At 69.2% G+C, this 14,946-nt stretch carries 18 protein-coding genes; 10 read left to right on the top strand and 8 right to left on the bottom strand.

Annotated features, from left to right (window positions below; translation table 11 throughout):
- On the bottom strand, window positions 1-639 hold a 639-nt coding region (locus tag VGD44_RS17025; RefSeq protein ID WP_331089263.1), incomplete at its 3' end, for an Arm DNA-binding domain-containing protein.
- Between the two features lie 256 nt (window positions 640-895).
- Between VGD44_RS17025 and VGD44_RS17020 the strand changes: the two genes are divergently transcribed.
- The 6 genes from VGD44_RS17020 to VGD44_RS16995 are packed head-to-tail and all read left to right on the top strand — an operon-like array spanning window position 896 to window position 5,757.
- Window positions 896-1,909: a septal ring lytic transglycosylase RlpA family protein gene (locus VGD44_RS17020; protein ID WP_331089262.1), complete on the top strand. Its 1,014-nt coding sequence runs from the start codon at window positions 896-898 to the stop codon at window positions 1,907-1,909.
- Between the two features lie 40 nt (window positions 1,910-1,949).
- On the top strand, window positions 1,950-2,585 hold the full coding sequence (tmk, locus tag VGD44_RS17015; protein WP_331089265.1) for a dTMP kinase: 636 nt from the start codon (window positions 1,950-1,952) through the stop codon (window positions 2,583-2,585).
- Complete coding sequence (locus VGD44_RS17010; protein WP_331089260.1) at window positions 2,578-3,579, top strand: DNA polymerase III subunit delta'; 1,002 nt, start codon at window positions 2,578-2,580, stop codon at window positions 3,577-3,579. Before tmk ends, VGD44_RS17010 begins: the two co-directional genes overlap by 8 nt.
- An 11-nt stretch (window positions 3,580-3,590) precedes the next feature.
- Window positions 3,591-4,367 carry a TatD family hydrolase gene (locus tag VGD44_RS17005; protein ID WP_331089257.1) on the top strand — a complete coding sequence of 259 codons (777 nt, stop codon included), beginning with the start codon at window positions 3,591-3,593 and terminating at the stop codon, window positions 4,365-4,367.
- Complete coding sequence (locus VGD44_RS17000) at window positions 4,364-5,167, top strand: MBL fold metallo-hydrolase (protein ID WP_331089255.1); 804 nt, start codon at window positions 4,364-4,366, stop codon at window positions 5,165-5,167. Before VGD44_RS17005 ends, VGD44_RS17000 begins: the two co-directional genes overlap by 4 nt.
- Entirely contained in the window at window positions 5,164-5,757 is a 594-nt protein-coding gene (locus VGD44_RS16995) for a phosphoribosylglycinamide formyltransferase (RefSeq protein WP_331089253.1), read from the top strand. The genes VGD44_RS17000 and VGD44_RS16995 overlap by 4 nt, the downstream gene beginning before the upstream one ends.
- Here VGD44_RS16995 and VGD44_RS16990 read toward each other — a convergent pair.
- The 3 genes from VGD44_RS16990 to VGD44_RS16980 form a co-directional block, all read right to left on the bottom strand.
- The gene (locus VGD44_RS16990) at window positions 5,754-7,031 is read right to left on the bottom strand and encodes an MFS transporter (RefSeq protein WP_331089250.1); all 1,278 of its coding nucleotides are present in this window, start codon (window positions 7,029-7,031) and stop codon (window positions 5,754-5,756) included. The two genes, VGD44_RS16995 and VGD44_RS16990, sit on opposite strands and share 4 nt — an antisense overlap.
- A 210-nt stretch (window positions 7,032-7,241) precedes the next feature.
- Complete coding sequence (locus VGD44_RS16985; RefSeq protein ID WP_331089248.1) at window positions 7,242-7,400, bottom strand: hypothetical protein; 159 nt, start codon at window positions 7,398-7,400, stop codon at window positions 7,242-7,244.
- Window positions 7,397-7,852, bottom strand: coding sequence for a winged helix-turn-helix domain-containing protein (locus tag VGD44_RS16980; protein WP_331089246.1), 456 nt, complete (start codon window positions 7,850-7,852; stop codon window positions 7,397-7,399). Before VGD44_RS16980 ends, VGD44_RS16985 begins: the two co-directional genes overlap by 4 nt.
- A 270-nt stretch (window positions 7,853-8,122) precedes the next feature.
- Between VGD44_RS16980 and VGD44_RS16975 the strand changes: the two genes are divergently transcribed.
- From VGD44_RS16975 to VGD44_RS16960, 4 genes are all read left to right on the top strand, one after another.
- Entirely contained in the window at window positions 8,123-8,839 is a 717-nt protein-coding gene (locus VGD44_RS16975; RefSeq protein ID WP_331089244.1) for an SIMPL domain-containing protein, read from the top strand.
- An 85-nt stretch (window positions 8,840-8,924) separates the two neighbouring features.
- A complete protein-coding gene (locus tag VGD44_RS16970; RefSeq protein WP_331089242.1) occupies window positions 8,925-9,413 on the top strand; it encodes a hypothetical protein in 489 nt (162 codons plus the stop codon).
- Window positions 9,414-9,491: 78 nt separating this feature from the next.
- The gene (gene mazG, locus VGD44_RS16965; RefSeq protein ID WP_331089240.1) at window positions 9,492-10,310 is read left to right on the top strand and encodes a nucleoside triphosphate pyrophosphohydrolase; all 819 of its coding nucleotides are present in this window, start codon (window positions 9,492-9,494) and stop codon (window positions 10,308-10,310) included.
- Window positions 10,307-11,212 (top strand): hypothetical protein, encoded by a 906-nt coding sequence (locus VGD44_RS16960; protein ID WP_331089238.1) that lies wholly within the window; start codon window positions 10,307-10,309, stop codon window positions 11,210-11,212. Before mazG ends, VGD44_RS16960 begins: the two co-directional genes overlap by 4 nt.
- Here VGD44_RS16960 and hflX read toward each other — a convergent pair.
- The 4 genes from hflX to VGD44_RS16940 form a co-directional block, all read right to left on the bottom strand.
- Complete coding sequence (gene hflX, locus VGD44_RS16955; RefSeq protein ID WP_331089237.1) at window positions 11,209-12,477, bottom strand: GTPase HflX; 1,269 nt, start codon at window positions 12,475-12,477, stop codon at window positions 11,209-11,211. The genes VGD44_RS16960 and hflX overlap by 4 nt on opposite strands.
- A 47-nt stretch (window positions 12,478-12,524) precedes the next feature.
- Window positions 12,525-12,770: an RNA chaperone Hfq gene (gene hfq, locus VGD44_RS16950; protein WP_111274395.1), complete on the bottom strand. Its 246-nt coding sequence runs from the start codon at window positions 12,768-12,770 to the stop codon at window positions 12,525-12,527.
- Between the two features lie 101 nt (window positions 12,771-12,871).
- The gene (locus VGD44_RS16945; protein ID WP_331089229.1) at window positions 12,872-13,735 is read right to left on the bottom strand and encodes a D-amino-acid transaminase; all 864 of its coding nucleotides are present in this window, start codon (window positions 13,733-13,735) and stop codon (window positions 12,872-12,874) included.
- Window positions 13,736-13,739: 4 nt separating this feature from the next.
- Window positions 13,740-14,946, bottom strand: a 1,207-nt coding sequence (locus VGD44_RS16940; RefSeq protein ID WP_331089227.1) for a sigma-54 dependent transcriptional regulator, incomplete at its 5' end; no start/stop codon positions are given.

The following is a 14,946-nucleotide window of genomic DNA, read 5'->3' as shown; positions in this document are numbered from 1 at the left end:
CATGGCCATGTGATGGCCCCGCGTCAGTTTCTGCCGGCGGGGCAACAGGTGATCCAGGTGCCCACGCCAGCGAGCGGGGTTCTCACCACTGCGAAGGCCACGCGCCCTAGCCGCGTCCAGGACGCGTTCAATGCGGCCGCGGAGCCTGGAGGCGGTTTCCGGCTTCGACTGCCAGACAGGCTTGAGCACGCTTAGGACGTCGGCGGTCTCGATCTTGTCGACCAGCAAGGGTCGGAGCGGCGCCGCATAGACGTTGAGCGTCATGCGCCATTGTGCGCGGTGCTTGTCATTCCGCCATTGCGGCGACAGCGCACTGACAAACTCATCGGCGACCTCGCCAAACGTCCACGCACGGACCGGTGCCGCGGCCGCCTTGCGATCCTCGATTGGGTCGCGGCCGTCGCGGACGATTTCTCGCGCGGCGGTCGCCTTGGCCCGAGCTTCGGCCAACGACACGCCCTGCGGCCCCGCAGCGCCCAGGCCCATCTCTCGACGCTTGCCTTGGCGCGTCCACATGAACAGCCACCGCGACCGGCCGCCGTCGTCGCGATCCAGGTATAAGCCGCCGCCGTCAGCATGTCGCCCCGGACCCAGGGTCTCGACCTGTTTCGCCTTCAGTCGGTTGAGCGTCCGCGCCATGTGTTGGGGCCCCATTCGTGGGCCCCACTTTCGGCCCCACTTCTCGCTCCGGATTCTAGCGGACGCGCTGGGACGGGCGTAGACAATAAATCTGATAGAACACTGACTCTATTGGCTTTTTTGGGACACGACTGGACGACTGTGGATATAGGTGCGGAGGACACCCCATCCGCCAGCAACAGCGCTCGGCAAGGTCTGGTTAACCCTGTCGCAAGGTTCCCCGGCCCACGATTTCGGCTTGAGTCGGAGGCGGCGTATGGCGAATTCCACGAGCACCGGGCGGACGGCCCGGCTGGCGATTATCCTGCTGGCGGGCGCATCGCTCGCAGCCTGTGCGACGCCACGCTACCCGACCCAGTCCGCTGGCGTCTCGGTGAAGCCGGGCAACACCATCGCCGGACGCAAGGTGGGCCAGCCCTATCAGGTAGGCGGCGTCTGGTACGTGCCGAAGGACGAGCCCGACTACGACCGGCGCGGCGTGGCCTCGTGGTACGGCGATGCGTTCCACCTCAAGGCCACCGCCAACGGGGAGATGTTCGACATGAACGCGGTGTCGGCAGCGCACACGACCCTGCCGCTGCCGTCGATGGTGGAGGTCACCAACCTCGACAACGGCAAGAAGCTGGTGGTGCGGGTGAACGACCGCGGGCCGTTCGTGGACAACCGCATCATCGACCTGTCGCGCGAGGCCGCCATCCAGCTCGGCTTCCACCGGCAGGGGCTGGCCAACGTCCGGGTGCGCTATGTGGGCCCTGCGCCGCTGCCGGCCGATGGCCTGCGCTATGCGAGCGCCCAGCGGTCGCCGACTCGGCTTGCGCCGGCCGCGGCGGCTCCGATGGCCACCGCCACGTCCGCGGCCTCCGATCCGGTGATGGAAATGGCCGCCAGCTCGCCCGCGCCGCGCACCGCCGCCCGGATCGCCCAGGGCGAGGCGATCTCGACCCAGGCCCTGCCACCGATCACCGGCAGCGAAATCTCGAGCGCGCCCATCGGCTCGCCGGCCACGACGACGATCTCGCTTGCGGCGACCCCGCCGTCGCCGGGCCTGCGGATCCAGGCCGGCGCGTTCTCCAGCCAGGTCAACGCCCAGCGCGCCGTCGCCCAGCTCACGCCGGCCGGCGCCGCCAGCATCGAGACGGTGCAGTCGGGCGGGACGATGCTCTACCGCGTCGTACTGCCGGCTCCCGGCGACGAGGCGGCGGCCTACGCGCTGCGTGACCGCGTCGCCGAGATCGGCTTCACCGAGGCCCGGGTGGTCCGCGTCTTCTAGGTCGCTGGACAAAGCCCCCGAACCGGCCAATTTGGCCCTCGTGACACGCGGTCGGTTCATCACCTTCGAGGGCGGCGAGGGCGCCGGGAAATCCACCCAGGTTCTTAGGCTGGCTTCACGCCTGAAGGCCGACGGCCGCGAGGTGGTGACCACGCGCGAGCCGGGAGGCTCGCCCGGGGCCGAAAGCATCCGCGACCTCGTGCTCAAGGGCGCCGCCGACCGCTGGAGCCCGGCCACCGAGACGCTCCTGATGTACGCCGCGCGGCGGGACCACATCGAGCGCGTGATCCGGCCGGCGTTGGACCGGGGCGCCTGGGTAATCTGCGACCGCTTCGCCGACTCCACCCGCGCCTACCAGGGCGCCGCGGGCGGGGTGGACCCAAAGTTCATCTCGGCGCTCGAGACCTACATCCTCGAGGAGACGCGGCCCGACCTGACGCTGGTGTTCGACCTGCCGGCCGACGTGGGGCTGGAGCGCGCCCACGCACGGGCCGGCGCCGAGATGCGCTTCGAGTCCAAGGGGATGGCGTTCCACGGACGGCTGCGCGAGGCCTTCCGCGCGATCGCCGCCGCCGAACCCGACCGCTGCGCCCTGATTGACGCCACGGCCCCCATCGACGCGGTCGAGGCCGCCGTCTGGGCCGCCGTCGCCGAGCGGCTGGCCGTCCATGGCTGAGGCCGAGGTTCCGCACCCGCGCGAGGTCTACGACCTGCAGGGCCAGGAGGCCGCGGAGCAGGCTTTCGAGGCGGCGCGCGCCCGCAGCCGCCTGCACCACGCGTGGCTGCTGACCGGCCCGGAAGGCGTGGGCAAGGCCACCTTCGCCTACCGTGCGGCCCGCCGTCTGCTGGGCGCGCCCGCCGACCCGAGCCGCGGTGTGCTGGGCGTCGATCCGGGCCATCCGGTCGCCCGCCAGGTCGCCGCCCGCAGCCACCCGGACCTGATGGTGCTGGAACGCGAAGGCCCGGACGGCAAGCCACGCAAGGTGATCCCGGTGGACGATGCGCGCCGGCTGGCCGAGTTCTTCTCGAAGTCGCCGGCGACGGCCGCTCACCGGGTGGCCATCGTCGACGCCGCCGACGACCTCAACGTCAACGCGGCCAACGCCATCCTGAAGACGCTGGAGGAGCCGCCGCCCCGGGGCGTGCTGCTTATGACCTCGCACTCGCCGGGCCGCCTCCTGCCGACCATCCGTTCGCGCTGCCGTCGGCTGGCGTTCCAGCCATTGGGCGTCGATCTCACGGCCGAGTTCGTGCGCGCCCGCACCGAGATTGGCCCCGAGGACGCGTTTCGGCTGGCCCAGATGGCCGACGGCGCGCCGGGCCTGGCGCTGTCGCTCGCCGCGTCCGACGCGCTCGCCATGGACGACGCGGCCCGCGACCTCCTGGCCGACCTGCCGCGGCTCGACGAGAGCCGCGCCCTGTCGATCGCCGAGAAATTCCGCGGCGGCGAGGGGCCGGCGCAATTCGCCCTTCTGTTCGACCGGCTGGCCGACCGCGTTCACGCGCTGGTCGTCGACCAGGCCGGCCAGGGGATCGGCCGGCTTGATCCCTGGGCTAAGGCGTGGGAGACGCTCCAGCGCCTTCCGCGCGAGGTGGAGGCCTTGAACCTCGACCGCGCCGACGCGCTCTTCACGGCCCTCTCGGAGCTCCGCCAGGCCGCCAAGGCCTGATCCGCCCAACGATGCTGATCGACAGCCACGTCAACCTGCACGCGCCGCAATACGACGAGGACCGGGACGCCGTGATCGCCCGCGCCCGCGACGCCGGCGTGCAGCTGATGGTCAACATCTCGGACCGGGTCTCGAACTTCGCCAAGGTCCGCGCCCTGGCCGACCTGCCCGACATCTGGTGCACGGTGGGCACCCATCCGCACGAGGCCAAGGAGAACCCTGAGCTCTCCGCCGCCACGCTGATCGAACTGGCGGACGATCCCCGCGTGGTCGGCATCGGCGAGTGCGGCCTCGACTTCCACTACGACCTCAGCCCGCGCGACATCCAGGCGAAGGTGTTCCGCGTCCACGCGACCGCCGCGCGCGAGACCGGCCTCCCCCTGGTGGTTCACACCCGCGAGGCCGACGAGGTGATGGGCGAGATCCTCGAGGAGGAGCGCGCGCGAGGGCCGTTCAAGCTCCTGATGCATTGCTACACGTCCGGCCCCGAGCTCGCCCGGCGCTGCGCGGCGCTGGGGGCGTGGTTCTCGGTCTCGGGCATCGCCACCTTCAAGGCCGCCGAGGACGTGCGGGAGGTGATCCGCGAGATGCCGGGCGACCGGATCATCGTCGAGACCGACTGCCCCTACCTTGCGCCTGTGCCGTACCGCGGCCGGCGCAACGAGCCCGCCTACATCGGCCACGTGCTGGCCAAGCTGGCCGACGTCCGCGGCTGGTCGCTGGCCGAAGCTGAGGCGAAGACGACCGACGCCTTCTTCGACCTCTTCGACCGGATCCCGCGGCCATGAGCGGAACGCTGGAGGTGACGATCCTGGGCTGCGGCTCGTCCGGCGGCGTGCCGCGCGCCGACGGCGACTGGGGCGTCTGCGACCCGGACAATCCGAAGAACTTCCGCACCCGCTGCTCGCTGCTGGTCCGGCGGCTGGGGGAGGGTCAGCACACGACGGCCCTGATCGACGCCTCGCCCGAGCTGCGCATCCAGACCGCCAGGGCCGGCGTGAAGCGGATCGACGCCGTCCTGCTCACCCACGACCACGCCGACCAGGTGCATGGCCTGGACGACGTGCGCGCGTTCTACCTGCGCCAGCAGGCGCGGATCCCGTGCTGGATGGACGCCGCCACCGACGCCACCATGATGCGCCGCTTCGGCTACATCTTCGAGGGCGAGGGCGGGTATCCGGCCATCTGCGATCGCGCGGTGATCCCACCGCACGGACGGGATTGGGCGGTGGACGGGCCGTCCGGGGCGATTCCGGTCGTCACGTTCGACCAGGACCACGGCGGCGTCCGTTCGGTCGGCTACCGGTTCGGCGGCGTGGCCTATTCCAGCGACGTGGTGGCCCTGGACGACGCCGCCTTCGAGGCGCTGGCCGACCTCGACGTCTGGATCGTGGACGCCTTGCGCCGCCGCCCGCATCCGACCCACGCCCACTTGGACCGCGCGCTCGAATGGATCGAACGCGTGAAGCCGAAGCGGGCCATTCTCACCAACATGCACATCGACCTCGATTTCGATCAGCTCCGCGCCGAGCTGCCGGCGGGCGTCGAGCCGGCCTACGACGGCCTCTCGTTCGAGCACGCGCTGTGACGCTGAAGCTGGGTTTTCTCGCCTCGGGCAACGGCTCCAGCGCCGAGGCCATCGTCGACGCCATCGCCGCCGGCGACCTCGACGCCGAGGCCCGCCTGCTGGTCAGCAACAGGAAGGGCTGCGCGGCCTTCGAGTGGGCCGCCGCCAAGGGCGTCCCGGTTCTCGCCATCCCGACCATCTCCGATCCCGACGCCGCTGACGCAGCTCTGGCCCAGGCTATGGCCGAGTGTGGCGTCGAGTTGATCGTAATGTCCGGCTACCTGCGCCGCCTCGGCCCTGAGACGCTCGGCCGCTTCGCCGGCCGGATCGTCAACATCCATCCCGGCCCCCTGCCCGAGTTCGGCGGGGAGGGGATGTACGGCGCGCGCGTGCACCAGGCGGTCGTCGCTTCCGGCGTCCCCGAGAGCGCAGTCGTCATCCACGTGGTCGACGAGGAGTACGACCATGGGCCGGAGATCGACCGCCGGACCGTCCCCGTGCTTCCGGGCGACACGGCCGAGGCGCTCGAGGCGCGCGTGAAGGCGTTGGAACCCAGGTTCTTCGTCGAGACACTGCAGCGCCTGGCCGAAGGGACGCTGAAGCTCCCTTAAGCCGCCGCCTGGGCCGCCTTGCGGCCGCTCATCCGAGCGGCCGCGAAGTAGCAGGGGATCGCGAGCGCTGACAGGCACGTGAAGGCGAACAGTGTCCAGCTGTAGGGTTGGTCCACCCCGCGTGCGATCAGCGCATCGACCATCACGCCGCTTCCGGTTATCCCGATGCCCAGGCCCACCACGTTCAGGCTCATGATGTAGAATGCCACGACCGTCGCCCGGACAGCCGGTGGACAGAATTCCTGCACGGCCGAGAAGGTCGGTCCGTAGAAGATGCCAAGCTGGAAGTAGGCCACCACCAGACAGATCCAGAAGACGGGCGTGTCCGGATCGATCAGCCGGTAGGTGAGGTTCACCGGCAGGAGCGCCAGCAGCGCCCAGACCATGAACATCGGCCGGCTCTGGCCGGTGGCCGCCACCCAGCGGTCCGAGGCCGCGCCGCCGAACAGGTTACCGGCCACGCCCGCGACGCACGAGATCAAGCCGCTCAGGATCGCGATCTCTGCCTTGTCGAAGCCGCGCTCGCGCACCAGCCACAATTGATCGAACGCCGCAGCGCCCAGCACGAAGTGGACGCAGACGCCGCCCAGGATGGTGAGTTGCAGCGCCGGCGAGCCCTTCAGCGCGCCCAGGAACACCTTCACCAGTTGGCCGATGCGCGGCCGCTCCACGTGGGCGGCGCGAACCGGGCGGGGGTCCTTCACCGTCAGGATCACGAGCGAGAACAGCGCGCCGATCACGCCCAACAGGAAGAAGCAGTTCCGCCAGCCGAGCGCGGGGCCCAGGAAGCCCGCCACCAGCAGGCTGACACCTACGCCGATGGGCACGCCCATGTAGTAGAATCCCGACGCAAAGCCCCGTTTTTCCGCCGGAAACTTGTCTGCGATGAGCGACATTGAGGTGGGGGTCAGCGCCGACTCGCCGATGCCGATGAACACCCGCGGGATCGCCAGGCCGACGAAGTTCCTGGCCAGGCCCGATGCAGCGGTGAGCGCGCTCCAGGCGAACATCGCGCCGGCGATCAGGCGCGGGCGATGGATCATGTCGGCGAGCGCGCCCATGAACACGCCGGCCACGGCGTAGAAGACGATGAACACCAGGCCGGTCAGCAGGCCGAACTCGGTGTTCGTCAGGTTCAGGTCCGGCACGATGAAGTTCGCGAAACTCGACAGCAGCTGCCGGTCCACGAAATTCAGCACGTTCATCAGGGTCAGCAGCACGAGCAGGCCGTAGCCGCCGCGCACCGGGTCCGCGTCGCCGCCGGACTGCGCCATTCGTCTTTCTCCCAGCGCGCGGGTCTGACGCCCGTCTGCGCGACACCGATTGAGGCCCCGTTTGCGCCGGGCTTGCAATGCTGCCGCAACGGAACGCCATTCTCAGAAGCTGCAACGTTAGGCCCGCGACGCGAAGCGCGCCTAAGCATATTTCCGATAATCTTCCTTAGGCGCAAACTCGATTGCGCTATCCCAGCTCTTCCCTGGCCCCTACGCCAGCAGCAGCGTCGCCAGTCGGGCCAGACCCGCCCACAGGACGAGAGACCCGCCGAGGCCGGCCGACAGGCCGATGCCGGGCGGCAAGCGCCGGCGCGCTGGCTGAATTGCGGCGTGCTCGACAAGGCCGGCGCCGACCGGGATATCGCTCATGCCGCCCTCCGCTCTTCCACGAGCCGTAGCGGGGCGCGGCGCGCGGCGGCGTCGGTCGCCTCGCCGTCGCGCATGGCGAGATACTGGCGCTGGCCCATTCGATAGCCGAGCCCGCGCACGTTCTCGATGACGTCCGCCCCCAACTTCTTGCGCAGGTGGTGCACCTTGACGCTGACCAACTGGGCCTGACGCTCGACCACGTGGTCGTATCCCGGAATGAGTTCGAGCAATTCGTACTTTCCGACCGGGTTCGGATAGTGGCTGTAAAGCGCACCGAGCAATGCCTGCTCCTGTGGTGTCAGGCCGCCCATCCACGGGCGATAGACCGGAACCGCCTCGCCGCAGGCCGCCGCCAGCGCGCCCTTCAGGATGGCGATGATGCCCTCCTGTTCCTCGATCAGCTTCTTCTGTAAGGCAATGATTTCCGACGGCTTTCGGACGTTGCTGTACATGACGGACCCGCTTGCGGCCGAGCGGCCGCGGTTACACACAAGTCGCCTGACCAGAAGCTGGCAGGCGCCTCGGATATCCCGTGACGCCCGTTCAAAATGGTTAACGCCAGCCGTTCCGGCGCGCCCTGTGGCCGTGTGCCGCACAGGAACACAACCATTACATGTCGCTCGATCGAGGACCGCTGCTCCTGCATCACGCCTCGACATCGTCGCCGCGGGAAAGCCACGATCCGGGCTTGAGCTCGCGCTCAAGCTTCAGGAGCGTCCTCCATGGCCTCGCCCTACCTCGTTCCCGCCGTCGCGGCCGCCGGCGTCCTCGCGCTGGGCGCGACGGCCGGCGGTTTTTTCATCGGCAAAGGGGTCGAGAACGCGCGCGTGGGCGACCGCAACGTCACCGTCCGGGGTCTCTCCGAGCGCGAGGTCAAGGCCGACCTGGCCGTCCTGGCGCTGAAGTTCGCCGCCGCCGGCGACGACTTGGCCGTCGTCCAGGCCGACGTGGACGCCGACCTTGCCGCCACGCGCCGCTTCCTGGCCCAGCGCGGCTTTGCGACCAGCGAGGTAGACCTCGGCCGCTTCGAGGTCACCGATCAGTACGCGCGCGAGTACCAGCCCAGCGACATCCGCGCCCGTTATCGCGTGGCCCAGACGGTGATTGTGCGCACGCCCAACGTCGACCGTGTCCAGCAGACCAGCCGCGCCCTGGATGGCCTGGTGCGCCAGGGCGTTGTCTTGCAGGACTACAACGGCCCCTCATACATCTTCACCAAGCTGAACAGTGTCCGCGGGCCGATGATCGCCGAGGCCACCGCCAGCGCCCGAAATGGCGCCCAGCAGTTCGCCCGCGACTCCGGCTCGAACCTTGGCGGCATCAGCTCGGCCACCCAGGGCTCGTTCGAAATCCTGGGTCGCGACGAGGTGGGCGAAGAGTCCTCCCAGGTGTTCAAGAAGGTCCGCGTGGTGACGACGGTGACCTACCGCCTTCGGTAGCGGCCACGGCCACGCTCACTGACTTGTGCATGTGCGTCCGAGAGCCTGCCTGTTAAGTAAATACTGTATCCGCTGGAGATTCCGCATGCGCCTCCTTGCCCTTTCGGCCGCCGCGCTCCTCCTGAGCGCCTCCGCCGCCCTCGCCGCGCCAGCGTCGGTGACCGTCACCGTCGGCCCCGAGCTGCAGAAGAAGTTCGACAAGACCTACGGCGTGCGCGAGATCCCGACGCTGACCGCCGACCTGCAGTCGTCAGTGGAGAAGGCCCTGGCCAAGTCCGGCGCCCACGACGGCGCCCGCGTCGAGCTGATCCTCGCCGACGTGAAACCGAACCGGCCCACCTTCAAGCAGATGGGCGATACGCCCGGGCTCTCGATGGAGAGCTTCGGAATCGGCGGCGCCACCATCAAGGGCCGCATCGTCGGCGCCGACGGGACCGAGAGCCCGATCGACTACAGCTGGTACGAGACCGACATCCGTCAGAGCTTCGCCAACTGGGTCTGGCACGACGCCGAATGGACCTTCGACCGGTTCGCACGCCGCCTGGCCCGCGGCCAGGAAGTCGCGCGGCGCTAGACGCGCCCTCACGGCTTGCGCCACACGGCGGCGCGCGGTCTGATCGCCGCGCGCCGTCTTCTCTTGCCTGAGTCCCTCATGCCCCGCCCTGCTCCGCCCGCCGACTTGCGGCCCATCGACCGGCTGCTGGCGATCATGGCGCGGCTGCGCGCTCCGGAGGATGGCTGTCCCTGGGACCAGGAGCAGACCTTCGCCACCATCGCCCCCTACACGGTCGAGGAAGCCTACGAAGTCGCCGACGCCATCGAGCGGGGCGATCTCGGCGACCTGAAGGACGAGTTGGGCGACCTGCTGCTGCAGGTGGTGTTCCACGCCCGCATGGCTGAGGAGCAGGGCCTGTTCGCCTTCGACGACGTTGCGAGCGCCATCAACGACAAGATGGTCCGCCGCCACCCGCATGTTTTCGCTGACGAAACCTACGCCTCCCTCGCCCACCAGAAGGAAGGCTGGGAGCAGCTCAAGGCCGCCGAACGCGCCGAGAAGGCCCGCAACGGCAGCCTGCTGGACGACGTGCCTGTCGGTCTGCCCGGCCTCACCCGGGCCGTGAAGCTCTCCAAGCGCGCCGCCAACGTCGGCTTCGTCTGGCCGACCGTACAGGACGTCGTGAAGAAGCTGCACGAGGAGGTCGGCGAAATGCTGGCCGAGATCGAGGCCGGCGATCTGGAGAAGGCCCGCAACGAGATCGGCGACGTCCTGTTCGTCGTGGCTAACCTCGCCCGCACGCTGGAGGTCGATCCCGAGGACGCCGTCCGCTACACGAATGCCAAATTCGTCAGACGTTTCAAGTATATCGAGGCCAGACTTGCGGAGCGTGGCAAGACGCCCGGCGAGTCCGACCTCGCGGAAATGGACGCGCTCTGGGAAGAGGTGAAGGCGGCCGAGCGGGCCGAGTCGTGAGGCGCTGGGCCGGGCTGGTCGCGGCGCTGGCTCTGTCGGCGCCGGCGGTCGCACGCGCCGCCGAGCCCGTCACTGAGGACGTGGAGCGCTTCTATCGGCTCTACGATGCAACTGGCGGCAACCCCTCGGTGGAGCAACTGGACGCCTACATCGCGGCTGGCACGCCCGCCTTCAAGGCGTTCGCCCGCCTGCGGAACGTGACCGGCGCACGCATGGCCGCCACGCTGGCCGCCCAGCGGGCGGTCTACGCCGATGCGCGCCGTTGCCTGGCGGTGCTGCCCGCCGTGAAGACCCGGGTCGCGAAGGCTTTCGCGCGCCTCGTTGAGCTCCATCCTGAGGCGAAGCAGCCGCCCGTAACGATCGTGGTCGGCCGCGGACGGCCCGTGGGTATGACCTATCCGGATGGCGTGGCGATCGGGCTGGAGGCGCTCTGCGCCGCCCACTTCATGAACCCCAACCTTGAGGACCGGTTCGTCCACGTGATCGCCCACGAGTACGTCCACATCCAGCAGCCCGAGGAACTGGACTCCCTGGAGCCCGGCCAGCCGGGAGCCACCGTAGCGCGGATGTCGATGAAGGAAGGTGCGGCCGAGTTCGTGTCGCAGCTGATCTCCGGCGGGGTGAGCCAGCACCAGCACGTCGACTGGACGAAAGGCAAGGAAGCCGCAATCGAGGCGGCGTTTCTGCGCGATCTCGACAAGACCGACCTGTCGGATTGGTTGTTCAACGGTCCGGGCGATCCGGCCAAGCCCGGCGACCTTGGCTATTGGGTCGGCGCCCGCATCAGCAAGGCCTACTACGACCGCGCCACCGACAAGCGGCAGGCGCTGAGGGACATCCTGGAAATGCGCGATCCCAAGGCCTTCATCGCCGCCAGCGGCTGGAAGCCCGCCGCGCCTTAGGGCCCGCCCACCCGCGCTTGCGGATAGAGCTGCTCGAACTGGCCCAGAGCCTGCGCTGTCAGGCTCACCGACAGCCGCACGCCGCCGTCCTCGGCCTCCTCGCGCTCGATCACCCGACCGTGCCGATACAGCCAGGCGACCGCAGCGCCCTCCCCGGCCGGCGTCACGACGTCGACCGGCGGCGCCTCGTCCACCAGGGCCGCGACCGCGGCCAGCAGGGCGTCGACGCCCTCCCCCGTCACGGCCGACACCACGACGGCCGGCGGATGCGCCCGGCGCGCGTCGCGGAGCAGATCCTCCCGGTCCTCGGCGGGCAGCAGGTCGGCCTTGTTCCAGACCTCCAGGATCCGCCGCTCGTCCATATCGACCTCGAGGCGCTCGAGCACCGAGCGCACGTCCTGCGCCTGCGCCGCCGTCTCTTCGCTGGCGATATCGCGCACGTGCAGCACCACGTCGGCCTCGCGCACTTCCTCCAGGGTGGCGCGGAACGCTTCCACCAGCTCGTGCGGCAGGTCGGAGATGAAGCCCACGGTGTCGGAGAGGATCGCCGGCCGCCCGTCGGGCAGTTTCAGGGACCGCAGAGTCGGGTCCAGCGTGGCGAACAGCATGTCCTCGGCCAGCACCTTGGCCTCGGTCAGGCGGTTGAACAGGGTCGACTTGCCGGCGTTCGTGTAGCCCACCAGCGCCACGCTCGGGAACGGCACGCGCCGGCGGGCCGAGCGCTGCAGGGTGCGCGTGCGGCGCACCTCCACCAGCTCGCGCTTCAGCTTGCCGATCTTGTCGGCGATGAGCCGCCGGTCGGTCTCGATCTGGGTTTCGCCGGGGCCGCCCATGACGCCGAAGCCGCCGCGCTGGCGCTCCAGGTGGGTCCAGGTGCGCACCAGGCGCGAACGCTCGTAGGTGAGCCGCGCCAGCTCCACCTGCAGACGGCCTTCGCGGGTGCGGGCCCGACGGGCGAAGATCTCCAGGATCAGGCCCGTGCGGTCCATCACCTTGGCCTGCCAGGCCTTCTCCAGATTCCGCTGCTGAACCGGTGTCAGCGCATCGTCGATGATCACGACATCCAGGTCTTCGACCTCGACGATCGTGGCGATCTCCTGGACCTTGCCGCTGCCGAACAGCGTGGCCGGCGTCAGCTTGCGCAGGACAGCCACCATCGTCTCGCGCACCTCGAGGTCGAGGGCGAGGGCGAGGCCGGCGGCCTCTTCCAGCCGGGCTTCGGGATGGCGCGCGGAGCCGCGGCCCTCCCGGTCCGGATGGATCACCAGGGCGCCCTGGACAGGCGCCTCACGGTCTACAGATTTTGAAGTGCTCAATCGGCCTCGTCGTCGGCCGGCTCGTAAAGCTGCACGGGCTGAGCCGGCATAATGGTGGAGATAGCGTGCTTATAGACGAGCTGGGATTGCCCGTCCCTGCGCAGGAGAACGCAGAAGTTATCGAACCAGCTCACCACGCCCTGCAATTTGACCCCGTTCACCAGGAAGATGGTGAGCGGCGTCTTGGACTTCCGCACGCTGTTGAGGAAGGTGTCCTGCAGGTTCTGTTTCTTGTCGCTCACGGCTTTCCGCCTTTTCGTTCTGACTTCGGGCGGCAGACCGCCCACACACAAGGTCACGCTATGCCGCAAAGTGCGGCGGTTTCAATCGCAGGTTTGTCAGGTCAGACCGCTGTGGCCTTCGCGCGCTCGATATAGAGGCGCCTGAGCTTCATCGCTACCGGTCCTGGCGCGCCATCGCCCACGGGCTTGCCGTCGACGGCGATCACCGGCAACACCAGCGTGCCCGCTCCGGTGATGAAGGCCTCTTTCGCCGCCCTAGCCTCGTCGGGCGTGAAGGGCCGCTCCTCGACCTTCAACCCCGCCTCGCGCGCCACGTCGATCAGCGAGAGCCGGGTCACGCCGCGCAGGATATTGGCCTGAGTGTCCCGCGTACGCAGGACACCGTCGCGGTCCACGATCCAAGCGTTGGACGAGGCGCCCTCGGTGACGAGACCCAGCTCGTCCACGAACCAGGCCTCGACGGCGCCCACCTCGCGGGCCTTCTGCTTGGCGAGCGCGTTGGGCAGCAGGCCCACCGTCTTGATGTCGCAGCGGCCCCAGCGGTTCTCCGGCGAGGTGACGACAGACACGCCCTTGGCCGCCCGCGCCTCCGTTGCGACGCGGTCGACGCGGCTGACGGTCACCACCACGGACGGCGGCGTGCCAGGCGCGGGGAACGCATGGTCGCGCTTGGCCACGCCGCGGCTGACCTGCAGGTAGACCAGGCCTTCGCGGATGCGGTTGCGGCGCACCGTCTCCTTCAGGACCGCGGTCAGGGCCGCGCGGCTCATGGGCATGTCGATGGCGAGCTCGCCGAGACTGCGTTCCAGGCGCGCGAAGTGCCCTTCCGGATCGGCTAGCTTGCCGTCGAACAGCGCCCAGACCTCGTAGACGGCGTCGGCGAACTGGTAGCCGCGGTCCTCGATGTGGACCACGGCCTCGGACTTCGGCACGAAGCGGCCGTTCACATAAGCAATCCGCGACACGCCCCTAGACCTCTTCGGTTTCCAGCGACCGGGCGCCCGACAGGCCCAGCGACTTCAGCTTACGGTGCAGCGCAGAGCGCTCCATGCCGATGAAAGCCGCGGTCCGTGAAATATTGCCCGAAAACCGGAGCATCTGGGCGTTCAGGTACTCGCGCTCGAACACCTCGCGCGCCTCGCGCAGCGGCAGCGCGATGATTCGCTCCGCGCCCAGCGATGTGGCTTGGTCGTTTACCGAGGCCTCCGGCGGCAGCATGTCGGCCGTGATCGGATCGGACGGGACGCCCGAGGCCAGGATCAGCATCCGCTCCACGTTGTTCTTGAGCTGGCGCAGGTTCCCCGGCCAGGCCCGGACCTGGAGCATGGCCAGCGCGTCGTCCGACAGCCGCCGACGCGCCAGACCCGAGGCCTCGCAGATGCGGACGATGAAGTCCTCGATCAGCTCGGGGATGTCCTCGCGCCGCTCGCTGAGGCCCGGCACGTTCACCGGAACCACGTTCAGGCGGTGGAACAGGTCCTCGCGGAAGCGGCCGGCGGAGATCTCCTCGCGCAGGTCCTTCGACGTGGACGAGATCACGCGCACGTCCACCTGCACGTCCGAGTCGCCACCCACCCGGCGGAAGCGCTGTTCGACCAGCACCCGCAGGATGCGTCCTTGCGTCTCGCGCGGCATGTCCGCCGCCTCATCGAGGTAGAGCGTGCCGCCGTGGGCGCGCTCGAAGACGCCGATCTTGGCCGGACGGCCGCCGGCCCCTTCCTCGCCGAACAGTTCCACGTCCATACGCTCGGGCGTCATGCCGGCGGCGCTGATCGGCACGAACTCGTTGCGGGCGCGGTGGCTGGCGGCATGGATCAGCCGCGCCACGGTCTCCTTGCCCGCGCCGGGCGGTCCCGAGATCAGCACCCGGCTGTTGGCGCCGGCCAGCTTGGCGATCATCTGGCGCAGCTGCTGGGCGGCCATGGACTTGCCGATCAGGCCCTCGGGCGTGATCGCCTGGGCGCGCAGGCGGCGATTCTCGCGGCGCAGGTTGGTGGTTTCCAGAGCGCGCTCGACCACCAGCAGCAGCCGGTCGGACTTGAATGGCTTCTCCAGGAACTCATAGGCGCCGCGCTTGATGGCGCTGACGGCGGTTTCGATGTTGCCGTGGCCTGAGATCATGATCACCGGCAGGTCGCCGTCGAGGCCCTTGACCATGTCGAGCAGTTCCAGCCCG

Origin of the sequence: Phenylobacterium sp. (assembly GCF_036402295.1) — a bacterium.
Lineage (GTDB): Bacteria > Pseudomonadota > Alphaproteobacteria > Caulobacterales > Caulobacteraceae > Phenylobacterium.
The sequence above is the reverse complement of the archived record's forward strand: the minus strand, read 5'-3'. Positions and strand labels throughout refer to the sequence as shown.

Coding starts and splice junctions, on each gene's coding strand:
- VGD44_RS17020 (WP_331089262.1), top strand. CDS start 896: ATGGCGAATTCCACGAGCACCGGGCGGACGGCCCGGCTGGCGATTATC.
- VGD44_RS17010 (WP_331089260.1), top strand. CDS start 2,578: ATGGCTGAGGCCGAGGTTCCGCACCCGCGCGAGGTCTACGACCTGCAG.
- VGD44_RS17005 (WP_331089257.1), top strand. CDS start 3,591: ATGCTGATCGACAGCCACGTCAACCTGCACGCGCCGCAATACGACGAG.
- VGD44_RS17000 (WP_331089255.1), top strand. CDS start 4,364: ATGAGCGGAACGCTGGAGGTGACGATCCTGGGCTGCGGCTCGTCCGGC.
- VGD44_RS16990 (WP_331089250.1), bottom strand. CDS start 7,031: ATGGCGCAGTCCGGCGGCGACGCGGACCCGGTGCGCGGCGGCTACGGC.
- VGD44_RS16985 (WP_331089248.1), bottom strand. CDS start 7,400: ATGAGCGATATCCCGGTCGGCGCCGGCCTTGTCGAGCACGCCGCAATT.
- VGD44_RS16980 (WP_331089246.1), bottom strand. CDS start 7,852: ATGTACAGCAACGTCCGAAAGCCGTCGGAAATCATTGCCTTACAGAAG.
- VGD44_RS16975 (WP_331089244.1), top strand. CDS start 8,123: ATGGCCTCGCCCTACCTCGTTCCCGCCGTCGCGGCCGCCGGCGTCCTC.
- VGD44_RS16970 (WP_331089242.1), top strand. CDS start 8,925: ATGCGCCTCCTTGCCCTTTCGGCCGCCGCGCTCCTCCTGAGCGCCTCC.
- mazG (WP_331089240.1), top strand. CDS start 9,492: ATGCCCCGCCCTGCTCCGCCCGCCGACTTGCGGCCCATCGACCGGCTG.